Annotated in this window: 12 protein-coding genes; 4 read left to right on the top strand and 8 right to left on the bottom strand. The window is 63.8% G+C overall.

All coding sequences use genetic code 11. The features are described from left to right. Positions 1-92 precede the first annotated feature (92 nt). The 8 genes from LJX93_RS01860 to bioB all read right to left on the bottom strand — a co-directional run bounded on the left by LJX93_RS01860 (position 93) and on the right by bioB (position 8556). Complete coding sequence (locus LJX93_RS01860) at positions 93-1376, bottom strand: sensor domain-containing diguanylate cyclase (protein ID WP_047583694.1); 1284 nt, start codon at positions 1374-1376, stop codon at positions 93-95. 158 nt (positions 1377-1534) lie between these two features. Continuing rightward, the gene (locus LJX93_RS01855) at positions 1535-3340 is read right to left on the bottom strand and encodes a phenylacyl-CoA dehydrogenase (protein WP_033703087.1); all 1806 of its coding nucleotides are present in this window, start codon (positions 3338-3340) and stop codon (positions 1535-1537) included. 317 nt (positions 3341-3657) lie between these two features. Continuing rightward, positions 3658-3972, bottom strand: a complete 315-nt coding sequence (locus LJX93_RS01850) for a hypothetical protein (protein ID WP_033703088.1) — start codon at positions 3970-3972, stop codon at positions 3658-3660. A gap of 112 nt (positions 3973-4084) precedes the next feature. Then, a complete protein-coding gene (gene bioD, locus LJX93_RS01845) occupies positions 4085-4765 on the bottom strand; it encodes a dethiobiotin synthase (RefSeq protein ID WP_033703090.1) in 681 nt (226 codons plus the stop codon). 10 nt (positions 4766-4775) lie between these two features. Beyond that, a complete protein-coding gene (gene bioC / locus LJX93_RS01840; RefSeq protein WP_033703091.1) occupies positions 4776-5594 on the bottom strand; it encodes a malonyl-ACP O-methyltransferase BioC in 819 nt (272 codons plus the stop codon). After that, positions 5587-6318, bottom strand: coding sequence for an alpha/beta fold hydrolase (locus LJX93_RS01835; protein WP_033703092.1), 732 nt, complete (start codon positions 6316-6318; stop codon positions 5587-5589). The genes bioC and LJX93_RS01835 overlap by 8 nt, the downstream gene beginning before the upstream one ends. Then, positions 6303-7496: an 8-amino-7-oxononanoate synthase gene (gene bioF, locus LJX93_RS01830; RefSeq protein ID WP_033703094.1), complete on the bottom strand. Its 1194-nt coding sequence runs from the start codon at positions 7494-7496 to the stop codon at positions 6303-6305. The genes LJX93_RS01835 and bioF overlap by 16 nt, the downstream gene beginning before the upstream one ends. A gap of 1 nt (position 7497) precedes the next feature. Continuing rightward, on the bottom strand, positions 7498-8556 hold the full coding sequence (bioB, locus tag LJX93_RS01825; protein ID WP_033703095.1) for a biotin synthase BioB: 1059 nt from the start codon (positions 8554-8556) through the stop codon (positions 7498-7500). A gap of 89 nt (positions 8557-8645) precedes the next feature. Here bioB and LJX93_RS01820 point away from each other — a divergent pair, with 89 nt between their 5' ends. The 4 genes from LJX93_RS01820 to rarD all read left to right on the top strand — a co-directional run bounded on the left by LJX93_RS01820 (position 8646) and on the right by rarD (position 12402). Then, complete coding sequence (locus LJX93_RS01820) at positions 8646-9377, top strand: ComF family protein (RefSeq protein ID WP_047583692.1); 732 nt, start codon at positions 8646-8648, stop codon at positions 9375-9377. Between the two features lie 264 nt (positions 9378-9641). Further along, the gene (locus LJX93_RS01815; RefSeq protein WP_227696697.1) at positions 9642-10406 is read left to right on the top strand and encodes a TOBE domain-containing protein; all 765 of its coding nucleotides are present in this window, start codon (positions 9642-9644) and stop codon (positions 10404-10406) included. A 69-nt stretch (positions 10407-10475) separates the two neighbouring features. Beyond that, on the top strand, positions 10476-11450 hold the full coding sequence (locus LJX93_RS01810) for a serine/threonine protein kinase (RefSeq protein WP_047583691.1): 975 nt from the start codon (positions 10476-10478) through the stop codon (positions 11448-11450). A 64-nt stretch (positions 11451-11514) separates the two neighbouring features. After that, a complete protein-coding gene (gene rarD / locus LJX93_RS01805; protein ID WP_033703099.1) occupies positions 11515-12402 on the top strand; it encodes an EamA family transporter RarD in 888 nt (295 codons plus the stop codon). Positions 12403-12494 lie beyond the last annotated feature (92 nt).

Here is a 12494-nt window from a genome sequence, read left to right as displayed (position 1 = left end):
CTCGGAGAACCGCGACACTGGGTTGCTGGCAGTGTAACCGAACAACTTTTACGAGACATAGGGTCATCAGTTGACCGCATGGTCTAATCTGGTCATGCCATTCGCACCGCTCCACGTTGCGATTGTTGCCCATGCACCATGACACAATTGCGCCCCGCCTCTTTGGCGCTATACAGCGCCTGATCGGCAGACTTGAGCACGGCCTCCGGGTTGCGGTGATCGGCTTGGCGCTCGGCAACGCCGATGCTGATGGTTACCGAAACCGTACCGGCGCCGCTGCCACCGCGGCGCTGTCGCCCTGCCGAATCGTCCTGCGGGCGGCTGTTCGGGTCACGCAGTTGCATGGCGTAGTTGGCAATCATCTCGCGCACGGCTTGCACGTGCGGCACACATTCTTCTGCCGTCTTGCCCGCGAAGACCAGTGCAAATTCCTCGCCGCCATAGCGATAGGCCCGACCGCCGCCGGTGACCTTGGACAACCGGCTGGCCACCAGCCGTAGCACCTGGTCGCCGACATCGTGGCCGTGGGTATCGTTGAATTTCTTGAAGTGGTCGACGTCGGTCATGGCGATCACATAGTTGCGCCCTAGCCGTTGCATGCGCTCGTTCAAGGCGCGGCGCCCCGGCAGGCCGGTAAGCTCATCACGAAAGGCCATCTGATAAGCCTCGTGCGCGACGGCAGCGGCGATCATCAACATCACCTGGCTGCACATGATGTTCAGGGTGAAGGGCAGGATGAACGTTTGCGGCAGCATCCAGAAGACGCCGATCAGGCCAATCACCTGCGCCGCGTGCAAGGGCCTGGGCTCGCGCAGGTACTGCACCACCAGCAGGATGAACACCGCGAGGAACAACGGGTAGGCCATCTGGATCAGGCTCATCCACTGGCCATGCAAGGACGGCCAGCGGATCTCCGCCAGCCACGTCAGCAGCGTATCGGGGTAGCTTTGCTCGAGGGCCACAGCGACGCTGGCAACGGCAAACAGCACCGCGAAGCGCGCGACCAGGTCCTGCAGCAGGTGGGTGCGCTCCTGCCAGGCGCCATACAGCGCGAACAGGGCTGGTAGCAGCAGGCACACCAGATGGAAGATCACCGCGGCATCCGCGCGCACGTGGCCGTTGTCGCGGTAGAAGTCGGTCTGGGTGTCGAGCAGATAGTAGGCGATGTACACCGTGACCATCAGAAACAGCTCGCGCTGGCGGCGATAAACGGCGCAGTAGGCACCGCCCAATAGCAGGACCAAGGTGGGCAGCACATTGAACAGCGACGTGAAAAAGACACTGAGGTCTCTTACGTAAGCCGCCGCAAGGCCTGCCAGCAACAGAAACAGCGAAGGCAGGAAGTGGCTTACGCGTACAGCATCAAGACGAAACAAGGGTAATCTCCAACCCGGCAGATCAATAGTGGCATTGTGCCCTTATTTCATCGGCAGCGCGCGTGAACAGTTGAATACCCGCTGGCAATGCCCTGACCCCGAAACGAAAAAACCCGCCTGCCGGTGAGGGCAGGCGGGTTTTTTCTACAGCTTATGGGTCAGTAAGACAGACCGAAGTGCTCTTCTTCCATCGCCATCAGGTTACCTGCACCCGACAGCATCGCCGCCACATGGGTACGGGTACGCGGCAGGATGCGCTGGAAGTAGAAGCGCGCGGTCTGCAGCTTGGCGGTGTAGAACGCCACTTCTTCAGTACCGGCAGCCAGCTTTTCGGCAGCCAGGCGGGCGATGTCAGCCCAGAAGTAGGCCAGGCAGGCATAACCGGAATACATCAGGTAATCGACCGAAGCGGCACCCACTTCTTCGCGATCTTTCATGGCGGCCATACCGACCTTCATGGTCAGCTCGCCCCATTCCTTGTTGATGGCCGCCAGCGGCTCGACGAACTCTTTGACCGCCTCGACGCCTTCTTGCGCCTGGCAGAACTTGTGCACGATCTTGGTAAAGCCCTTCAGCGCTTCACCTTGGGTCATCAGCACCTTGCGGCCGAGCAGGTCGAGGGCCTGGATGCCGGTAGTGCCTTCGTACAGCATGGAGATACGGCTGTCGCGCACGTTCTGTTCCATGCCCCACTCGGCGATGAAACCATGGCCGCCGTAGATCTGCACGCCGTGGTTGGCGGCCTCGAAACCGACTTCGGTCATGAAGGCCTTGGCGATCGGGGTCATGAAAGCCAGCAGCGCGTCAGCTTTCTTGCGCTCTTCTTCGTCCTGGCTGTACTTGACGATGTCGACCTGCTTGGCGGTGAAGTAGACCATGGCGCGGTTGCCTTCAGCGAAGGCTTTCATGGTCAGCAGCATGCGGCGCACGTCCGGGTGGACGATGATCGGGTCGGCCGCCTTTTCAGGGGCTTTAGGGCCGGTCAGCGAGCGCATCTGCAGGCGCTCACGGGCATACTTCAGGCCGCCCTGGAAGGCCACTTCGGCGTGGGCCAGGCCTTGCAGTGCGGTGCCCAGGCGAGCGGTGTTCATGAAGGTGAACATGCAGTTCAGGCCTTTGTTGGCCGGGCCGATCAGGTAGCCGGTTGCGCCGTCGAAGTTCATCACGCAGGTGGCGTTACCGTGGATGCCCATCTTGTGTTCGATCGAGCCACAGCTCACGGCGTTACGCTCGCCGGCAGCGCCTTCGGCGTTGGGCATGAACTTCGGCACGATGAACAGCGAGATGCCTTTGGTACCAGCCGGGGCATCGGGCAGGCGGGCCAACACGATATGGACGATGTTGTCGGCCATGTCGTGCTCGCCAGCGGAAATGAAGATCTTGGTGCCCGACACTTTGTACGAACCGTCAGCCTGAGGCTCGGCCTTGGTACGCAGCATGCCCAGGTCAGTGCCGCAGTGCGGCTCGGTCAGGCACATAGTGCCGGTCCACTCGCCGGAAACCAGCTTGGTCAGGTAGACCTCTTGCTGCTCAGGCGTGCCGTGCTCGGAAATGGTGTTCATGGCGCCATGGGACAGGCCTGGGTACATGCCCCACGACCAGTTCGACTCACCGACCATCTCGCTCAGGGCCAGGCCCAGCGATTCCGGCAGGCCTTGGCCGCCGTGGGCAACGTCATGCGCCAGGCTCGGCCAGCCACCCTCGACAAACTGCTCGTAAGCCGCCTTGAAGCCGGTCGGCGTCTTCACGCCCGACTCGCTCCAGGTGCAGCCTTCCTGGTCGCCAACGCGGTTCAGCGGGGCCAGTACCTGCTCACAGAATTTCGCGCCTTCTTCAAGGATCGCGTCGACCATGTCGGGCGTGGCGTCCTCGCAACCCGGCAGGCTCTGATAATGCGCTTCGTAGCCGAGCAGCTCGTCGCGAACGAAACGGATATCACGCAAGGGGGCTTTGTAATCAGGCATTGCGGTGAACCTCTGTGATGAGTTCGGGGGTGATCGGTACTACCGACAAGCTCTTGGCGGCTTTCGATCAAACAGTTGTTTGAAACTTACGTTTAGCACGCGCGGATGTCAAGGAGGGACGATGGTGCCATTTACGTCACGAAAAATGACGTTTCGGCCATTGCACGACGATCAGTGTCTGAAATGCACAGGCTGCGGGAGCGGCTTTTCCCGCGAACAGGGCCTCCCAGACGATAAAGGTGTCTGATCGGACGCATTCGCGGGTAAACCCGCTCCCACAGTGTTGAAAGGAGGTGTTTTACAGGGGACGCCAGAAATCAGGCGTAGGTGTCGATGATCCGACCGAGCATTTCGTCGGAAGCCTTGACGACTTTTGCGCCAAGCTCCACTTCATGCTTGCCCAGTGCCAGTTGCACGGTACTGGTCGCCATGTCCATTTGCTGGCTGCGATCGACCGCGCGCAGGCGTTCTGCCTGAAAGTCGCTGGACTGGCTGGTGGCAGTGCGCTCGGCACTGTTGTTGGCAATCTGGCTGGTGTTGGCAATCTGGCTGGCGGCTTGATCGACGCGGTTCTGGCCGGTCTGGATTGCGCTCAGGCCCGCGTAGTAGGCGGAGCTACCGGTGATTTCCATGTCAGGACTCCATTGACGCTGGATGACGAACAGGCCTAATTAAAGCAGGCGACGGCAGAAAAGGCCCGTTTAAATCGTTAATGGCCCAGTGCCAGTCGATAGACAGCGGCGGTTAATCGAGCAAATCCAGCTGCAAATGCTCCGCCACCATGTCGGCACTCGCCTGCTTCAACTTGGGCACCCGCCCCAGGCAAGGCGCGGGCAACCGCTCGGCGAGGCTGGCCAGGTTCTCTTCCAGGCGCGACGTGCGCGGTTCGATGATGTTCGCCACCCAGCCCGCCAATTGCAGCCCGTCGCGGGCGATCGCTTCGGCGCTGAGCAAGGCATGGCTGATACAGCCAAGGCGTACCCCCACCACCAGAATCACCGGCAGTTTCAGGGCGATGGCCAGGTCAGACAGGTTGGCCTGGCCCGACAACGGCACGCGCCAGCCACCGGCGCCTTCTATCAAGGTGAAGTCGGCGTTTTGCTGCAGCACGTTGCGCATCGCCGCCAGCAGCTCGGGCACGCCCAGCGTGACGCCAGCCTCACGGGCCGCGACATGGGGTGCGATCGCAGGCTCGAAGGCAAACGGGTTGACCTGTTCGTACGGCAACTTGATCGAGCTTTCATCGATCAGCGCCTGCGCATCGCTGTTGCGCAAACCCTTTGGGGTTACCGTGCAACCGGACGCCACCGGCTTGGCCCCCAAGGTGCTCATGCCTTGCAACCGCGCCGCATGCAGCAGCCCGGCGGCAATGGTGGTCTTGCCGACGTCGGTATCGGTACCGGCAATGAAATAGGCCTGGCTCATCTGACTCCCCTTACCCCTGTGGCTTGCGCAACACACCATAGACCACTTGATAAGTGGCTGGCAGCCCCTGGGGCTGGCGAAATGCCTCATATGCCTGCAACAAGCTTTGCATGCGCGCGCGGCCGGTCAGGCCCGAGGGGCGGCCCGGGTTGATGTTGTGGGCGCCAAGGGCCTTCAGTTCGTGGGTCAGGCTGCGTACATCCGGGTAGTGCAGCACATGCGCACGCTGCTGCAGCGTCACGTGCTGCAAGCCACTGCCTGCGCACAGGCGCTGGTAATCGTCGAAGCGGCGGAAGCGGTTGACGTGCACCAGGCCATCCACCGCCTGCCAACTGGCGCGCAGCTCGTCCAGGGTACCGACGCACAGGCTGCTGAACGCCAGCACACCGCCTGGGCGCAGCACCCGCCGCGCCTCATCCAGCACACTGGCGAACTGCCCGCACCACTGCACTGCAAGGCTGGAGAACACCAGGTCGACGCTGGCCTCACGCAGCGGCAGGCGCTCGGCATCGCCGACCACGTGGTACTGGGCACCGCCCTGCTCATGCCGGGCATGGCGCAGCATGCCTTCGGCGATATCCACCGCCACGCCACTGGCCTGCGCGAAGCGCTCGGCCAGCACCCGGCTGAAGTGCCCGGTGCCGCTGCCCAGGTCAAGCCAGCGCGACGGCGCCAGCCCTGCCGGCAACTGGCCCAGCAGGCTCATGCCAACGTCGCGCTGCAAGGCCGCGACGCTGTCGTAGCTGGCCGCCGCGCGGGAAAACGAGGCCGCCACCTGGCGCTTGTCCGGCAGCGCGCCGGGCAGAATCGGACGGGAAAGGTCAGTCATCGCCACTCTCATGCAGGAAACTCTTGATGCCCGCCGCCAGCTCCTGTGGGTACTCCAGCAGGAAGGCGTGGGAACTCTCTTCGACCAGGCCGACTTCCACGTCCGGCAACAGTTCGCTCAGGGCCTTGGCGGCCTCCGCAGGCACCAGCGCATCGCTACCGGCGAACAGGTGCAGTTGCGGCCCGGCGAAGTGTTGCAGGGCCGCGCGGGTATCCAGTTGCGCCAGCACCTGTAAGCCGGTGGCAAGGTACAGCGGGTCGGTGTCCGGCACCCCTACGCCAAGCTGACGCAGCAACGTACGCGGTTGCAGGGCACCGTCGCTGCACAAGCTGCGAAAGCGCTTGAGCGTCACCTGGGTGTGGCTGCGGCAACCGTCGAGGAAGGTGCCGAAGGTGTCGTCGGCCATGCCGTGGGGCCAGTCCGACCGCGCCACGAAGCTGGGGTTGCTGCCCAGGGTCAGCAGGCCGCAGCAGTGATCACCGCGCCTGCTTGCCAGCTCACTGGCCAACATGCCGCCGAGCGACCAGCCGCCCAGCCACGTATCAGTCGGCAGCTTGCGATCGAGGTGGTCGACCCAGGCCTGCACATCGGCTTCGGCCAGTTCCGGCAGGGGCATCAGCTCGACCTGCAGGCGTGCATCCTGAGCCCTGAGGCTGGCAGCCAATGGCTCCAGCGCAGCGGTGCCCAGGCCCCAGCCGGGCAATAGAATCAGTCGATTTCGCATCGGCGCTCTCCAGTGGTGTTCTCCAGTTGTGGATAACACTCGGCCAATGCATTCAACAATAGCTGCACCTGCGCCTCACTGTGCGCGGCGCTCAGCGTCACCCGCAGGCGCGCGCTGCCGGCGGGCACGGTGGGTGGGCGGATCGCCGTCACCAGCAAGCCCCGCTCGCGCAACATCTGTGACAGGCGCAGGGCCTGGGCGCTGTCACCGATCATGATCGGCTGAATCGGTGTGGGGCTGTCCATCAGCTCAAGGCCGATCTGCTGGGCGCCCTGGCGGAACTGGCGGATCAACGCGGCCAGGTGCTCGCGGCGCCAGGTTTCGCGGCGCAACAGTTCCAGGCTTTTAAGCGTGGCACAGGCCAGCGCCGGGGGCTGGCTGGTGGTGTAGATGTAAGGCCGGGCGAACTGCACCAGCGCCTCGATCAACGCTTCGCTACCGGCAACAAAAGCGCCGGCCGTGCCGCAGGCTTTGCCCAGGGTGCCGATCAGCACGGGTACATCATCCACACCCAAACCAAAGTGCTCGACGATACCGCCACCCTGGGCCCCCAAGGTCCCCAGGCCATGGGCATCATCGACCATCAGCCAGGCGCCGCGGGCGCGGGCGGCCTTGGCCAGGGCCGGCAAATCGGCAAGGTCGCCATCCATGCTGAACACCCCGTCGGTCACCACCAGGGTATTGCCCACGGCCTTGTCCAGGCGGCTGGCCAGGCTGGCCGGGTCGTTGTGCAGGTAGCGGTTGAAACGGGCACCACTGAGCAGCCCGCCATCCAACAGCGAGGCGTGGTTGAGGCGGTCCTGCAGCACCGTGTCGCCCTGCCCCACCAGCGCAGTGATGGCGCCCAGGTTGGCCATGTAGCCGGTGGAGAACAGCAACGCGCGCGGACGCCCGGTCAGCTCTGCCAACGCCTCTTCGACCTGGTGGTGCGGCGTGCTGTGGCCAATCACCAGGTGCGACGCGCCGCCACCGACACCCCAGCGTTCGGCGCCGGCCTGCCAGGCGGCGATCACCTCCGGGTGATTGGCAAGGCCCAGGTAATCATTGCTGCAAAACGCCAACAGCGGCTGGCCATCGACCACCACTTCAGGCCCCTGCGGGCTCTCCAGCAGTGGCCGCTGCCGATACAGGTCTGCAGCGCGCCGTTCGGCCAGGCGCGCTGCCAGGTCAAAGGCCATCTCAGGCCGTTGCTGCGTTGTAGAACATCTCGCTGCTGCGCTGTTCGACCAGCGCCTGCTCGATGGCTGCCTGGTGCACTTCATCGGCGTGCTCTTCGCGGGCCTCAGGCTTGATACCCAGGCGGGCGAACAGCTGCATGTCCTTGTCAGCCTGCGGGTTGGCGGTGGTCAGCAGTTTCTCGCCATAGAAGATCGAGTTGGCGCCCGCCATGAAGGCCAGGGCCTGCATCTGCTCGTTCATCTGCTCACGGCCGGCAGACAGGCGCACATGCGACTTGGGCATCAGCAGGCGGGCCACCGCCAGCATGCGGATGAAGTCGAACGGGTCGACATCTTCTTCTTCGGCCAGCGGCGTGCCCGCCACCTTGACCAGCATGTTGATCGGCACCGACTCCGGGTGCTCGGGCAGGTTGGCCAGCTGGATCAGCAGGCCGGCGCGGTCATCCAGCGACTCGCCCATGCCGAGGATGCCGCCAGAGCAGATCTTCATCCCGGCATCACGCACATAGGCCAGGGTTTGCAGGCGTTCGCTGTAGGTGCGGGTGGTGATGATGCTGCCGTAGAACTCGGGCGAGGTGTCGAGGTTGTGGTTGTAATAGTCGAGGCCGGCCTGGGCCAGCGCCTGGGTCTGATCCTGATCGAGCTTGCCGAGGGTCATGCAGGTTTCCAGGCCCATGGCCTTGACCCCTTTGACCATCTCCAGCACGTAGGGCATGTCCTTGGCCGACGGGTGCTTCCACGCCGCGCCCATGCAGAAGCGGGTCGAGCCAATGGCTTTGGCGCGGGCGGCTTCTTCCAGCACCTTCTGCACTTCCATCAGCTTCTGTTTTTCCAGCCCGGTGTTGTAGTGGCCGGACTGCGGACAATATTTGCAATCTTCCGGGCAGGCGCCGGTCTTGATCGACAGCAGGGTCGAGACCTGCACGCGGTTTGCGTCGAAATGCGCGCGGTGCACGGTTTGCGCCTGGAACAGCAGGTCGTTGAATGGTTGCTGGAACAGCGCCTTGACCTCGGCCAGGGTCCAGTCGTGACGTGTTGTTGCAGTTGTGCTGGCGCTCATCGGCGTTTCCTTGTTTAGGCTGTAACTGGCGCCGGGACAGGAATGCCCGCCAGCGCATCACGGATAGCTCGCATAGTCATGGAAGGCCTATGAACTGTCAACCCAACCTGAAAGCACTGGTTTACAAGTGTATAAATATTAACCATTACTGTCTGCTCTGCGACGCCCTTGCCGAACAGGCGTACCCACTGTGTGTCGCCTGCGAACAGGCGTTGCCTTGGTTGCAGGACTACTGCCTGCGCTGCGCCCTGCCTTTGCCCATGGCCAACCTGACCTGCGGCCAGTGCAGCCGCCGGGCGCCGGCGTTCGACCAGGTCATCGCGCTGTGGCATTACGGGTTCCCGGTAGACACGCTGATCAGCCGCTTCAAGCACAAACGCCAGTGGCCGCTGGGGCGGTTGATGGCCGAATTGCTCGGCCAGGGCCTGCAACATCGCTATGCAGAAGGCCTGGCGCAACCTGACCTGCTGTTGCCTGTGCCCTTGGCCAAGCGTCGACTGCGTGAGCGCGGCTTCAACCAGGCCGGCATGCTGGCGCGCTGGTTGGCGTCGCAGTTGGGCATCGATTGCGACGAGAGGCTGCTGCTGCGTACACGCGAAACACAGGCGCAGCAGCACCTGGATGCCAAGGCCAGGCGCCGCAACCTGCGCCAGGCCTTCTGCCTCACCGGGCACAAGGCACTGGCGGGCAGGCATGTAGCGGTGGTCGATGACGTGCTGACTACCGGCACCACCGCCCAGTCGATTGCCCAGGTGTTAACCAAGGCCGGGGCACGCCGGGTCGATGTGTATTGCCTGGCACGCACCCCCAAGCCCGTGTAGGAGCGGCCTTGCGTCGCGAAAGGGCTGCGCAGCGGCCCCCGGATTTCAGCGTCGCTGCTAATCCCGGACTCCAGCGTCGCTGCTAATCCCGGACTCCAGCGTCGCCGCTAATCCCGGATTCCAGCGTCGCCGCTAAAATCGATGGGGGCTGCTGCGCAGCCCTTTCGCGACGCAAGGCCGCTCCTACACCAATCAGGGCCATGCAACCAATCAGGGCCATGCTATAAAGCAACGACCTTGCATCGACGACTGATTACCCTCCCCATGTCCCTACCCGCCCTGCTCACCCAGCACATCGCCCGCCGCCCGCAACGCATCGCCCTGCTCCAGCACATCGCCGAACAAGGCTCGATCACACGCGCCGCCAAGGCCGCAGGCGTCAGCTACAAAGCCGCCTGGGACGCCATCGACGAGCTCAACAACCTGGCCAGCCAGCCCCTGGTCGAGCGCAGCACCGGCGGGCGTGGCGGCGGCGGCGCACGCCTGTCGGTCGAAGGCGAACGCGTGCTGCGTCTTTATCAACGCCTGCAGGCCCTGCAGGCACAAATCCTGGAAGCGGCCGAAGAGTCCAGCGACCTCGACCTGCTCGGGCGCCTGATGCTGCGCACCAGTGCGCGCAATCAGCTGCAGGGCAAGGTCAGCGGCCTACGCCGTGAAGGCCGGCATGACTGCGTAAGCCTGGCGCTGGGTGGTGGCCTGGAGATCGAGGCGCTGATTACCCACGACAGCACCGCGCGCCTGGAGTTGACCCTGGGGGCAATGGTGGTGGCGTTGCTCAAGGCCGGGTGGGTGCAACTGCTGGGGGATGGCGATGACGCCGACGCGGGTAGCAACTGCCTCAAGGCAACGGTGGAACACGTGCTGGCGGACGTTGACGGGCCCAGCGAAGTACGGCTGGCGCTGGGCAATGGGCAGACATTGTGCGCGTTCGCCGAAAAGGCGTGGTTGACGCGCAATCGGATTCAAACGGGCAGCCAGGTACGGGCACAGTTCCATCCTTCTTATGTGCTGCTGGGGGTGCCGGTGTAGCTTGGCCGCACCGTTTGGCAAGGTGGAATGCGTTACCATGGCTGCACGCCGCCTATCCCCGGAGCCACCATGTCACACCCCTTCGTCACCCTCACCCCCGACTTGGTCCTGGACGCCGTGGAAAGCATCGGCTTCCTCAGCGATGCCCGGATCCTGGCGCTGAACAGCTACGAAAACCGCGTCTACCAGGTAGGCATCGAAGACTCACAACCGCTGATCGCCAAGTTTTACCGACCTGGCCGCTGGAGCGATGCGGCGATCCTTGAAGAACACCGCTTCACTGCCGAGCTTGCCGACTGTGAAGTGCCCGTGGTCGCGCCTCTGCAGCACGACGGCCGCACATTGTTCGAGCACCAGGGTTTTCGCTTCACACTGTTCCCCCGCCGTGGCGGCCATGCACCAGAACCCGGCAACCTCGACCAGCTCTATCGCCTCGGCCAGTTGCTCGGCCGCCTGCACGCCGTTGCCGCCACACGGCCGTTCGAGCATCGCGAAGCGTTGGCTGTGGACAACTTCGGCCACGCCTCCCTGCAGACCCTGCTGGAAGGCAACTTCGTCCCGCGCGAATTGCGGCCCGCCTTCGAGTCCGTGGCCCGCGACCTGCTGAAACGGGTCGAGGATATCTACGCGCGCACCCCACACAAGGTGATGCGCCTGCACGGCGATTTGCACCCGGGCAACCTGATGCATCGCGACGAGGTGTATCACGTGGTCGACCTTGACGACTGCCGCATGGGCCCGGCGGTGCAGGACCTGTGGATGATGCTCGCCGGCAGCCGCGAAGAACGCCTCGGCCAACTGGCAGAGCTGATCGACGGCTACAACGAGTTCCACGACTTCGACCCGCGCGAGCTGCCCCTGATCGAGCCGCTGCGCGCCTTGCGCCAACTGCACCACAGCGCGTGGCTGGCGCGGCGCTGGGACGACCCGGCATTCCCGCGAAGCTTCCCGTGGTTCGGCCAGCCGCGCTACTGGGGCGACCAGATTCTCGCGCTGCGCGAGCAGATGGCAGCCCTCGATGAACAACCGCTGAAATTGTTCTAGAAGTGCGCTGACCTCTGTCTACAATAGGCGTCGCTTTATTTAGCTACCTAAGCAAGGATTCTGCATGCACGCCGCAAACCCGCAACGCGGGTACATCCTGGGCCTTAGTGCCTACATCATCTGGGGCCTGTTCCCTCTCTACTTCAAAGCGATCCAGAGCGTGCCGGCGGTGGAGATCATCGTCCACCGGGTGCTCTGGTCGGCCTTGTTTGGCTCGCTGCTGTTGCTGGTATGGAAGCACCCCGGCTGGTGGCGCGAACTGCGCGACAACCCGCGCCGGCTGGCCATCCTGGCGCTGAGCGGCGCGCTGATCGCTGGCAACTGGCTGACCTACGTATGGTCGGTGAACAATGGCCGCATGCTCGAAGCCAGCCTTGGCTACTACATAAACCCGCTGATCAACGTGCTGCTGGGCATGCTCATCCTGGGCGAGCGCCTGCGCCGCCTGCAATGGCTGGCAGTGGCCATGGCGGCGGTGGGCGTGGCCCAGCAGGTATGGCAGGTCGGCAGCCTGCCCTGGGTCTCGCTGGTACTGGCGCTGACCTTCGGCTTCTATGGGCTGATCCGCAAACAGGCGCCCGTGGCAGCGTTGCCGGGCCTGGTGGTGGAAACCTGGATGCTGGTGCCCCTGGCCCTCGGCTGGCTGTTGCTGCACCCCGCCGCGATGAGCGCGCAGGGCGCGTTCTACACCAGCAGCGAAGCGTTGTGGTTGATGGCGGCAGGGCCGGTAACGCTGGTGCCGCTGGTGTGCTTCAACGCTGCCGCACGCCATCTGCCGTATACCACGCTGGGCTTCCTGCAGTACCTCGCCCCGACCCTGGTGCTGCTGCAGGCGGTGCTGTTGTTTGACGAGCATTTGTCGTCGAGCACCCTGGTGGCGTTCGTGTTCATCTGGGCGGGTTTGGCGATATACAGCGTCGATGCCTGGCTGAATTTGCGCAAGCGCGCCTGATCAAAAAACGATCAAAACTCTGCAGGGCACGTGGGTCGTGGCCTGCAGAGACATCTCCAGAGGTTATCCACACCCTCGTCCCCGTGCTTTGT

It is taken from the genome of Pseudomonas sp. HN2-3, assembly GCF_020691745.1.
Taxonomy (GTDB): Bacteria; Pseudomonadota; Gammaproteobacteria; order Pseudomonadales; family Pseudomonadaceae; genus Aquipseudomonas; species Aquipseudomonas capeferrum.
Note: the sequence above shows the minus strand (reverse complement) of the source record. Positions and strands in the feature narration are given on the sequence as shown.

What these genes read in the sequence shown, in the direction of transcription:
- LJX93_RS01855 (WP_033703087.1), bottom strand. Translation starts at nt 3,340, where the DNA reads ATGCCTGATTACAAAGCCCCCTTGCGTGATATCCGTTTCGTTCGCGAC.
- LJX93_RS01850 (WP_033703088.1), bottom strand. Translation starts at nt 3,972, where the DNA reads ATGGAAATCACCGGTAGCTCCGCCTACTACGCGGGCCTGAGCGCAATC.
- bioD (WP_033703090.1), bottom strand. Translation starts at nt 4,765, where the DNA reads ATGAGCCAGGCCTATTTCATTGCCGGTACCGATACCGACGTCGGCAAG.
- bioC (WP_033703091.1), bottom strand. Translation starts at nt 5,594, where the DNA reads ATGACTGACCTTTCCCGTCCGATTCTGCCCGGCGCGCTGCCGGACAAG.
- LJX93_RS01835 (WP_033703092.1), bottom strand. Translation starts at nt 6,318, where the DNA reads ATGCGAAATCGACTGATTCTATTGCCCGGCTGGGGCCTGGGCACCGCT.
- bioF (WP_033703094.1), bottom strand. Translation starts at nt 7,496, where the DNA reads ATGGCCTTTGACCTGGCAGCGCGCCTGGCCGAACGGCGCGCTGCAGAC.
- bioB (WP_033703095.1), bottom strand. Translation starts at nt 8,556, where the DNA reads ATGAGCGCCAGCACAACTGCAACAACACGTCACGACTGGACCCTGGCC.
- LJX93_RS01820 (WP_047583692.1), top strand. Translation starts at nt 8,646, where the DNA reads ATGAACTGTCAACCCAACCTGAAAGCACTGGTTTACAAGTGTATAAAT.
- LJX93_RS01815 (WP_227696697.1), top strand. Translation starts at nt 9,642, where the DNA reads ATGTCCCTACCCGCCCTGCTCACCCAGCACATCGCCCGCCGCCCGCAA.
- LJX93_RS01810 (WP_047583691.1), top strand. Translation starts at nt 10,476, where the DNA reads ATGTCACACCCCTTCGTCACCCTCACCCCCGACTTGGTCCTGGACGCC.
- rarD (WP_033703099.1), top strand. Translation starts at nt 11,515, where the DNA reads ATGCACGCCGCAAACCCGCAACGCGGGTACATCCTGGGCCTTAGTGCC.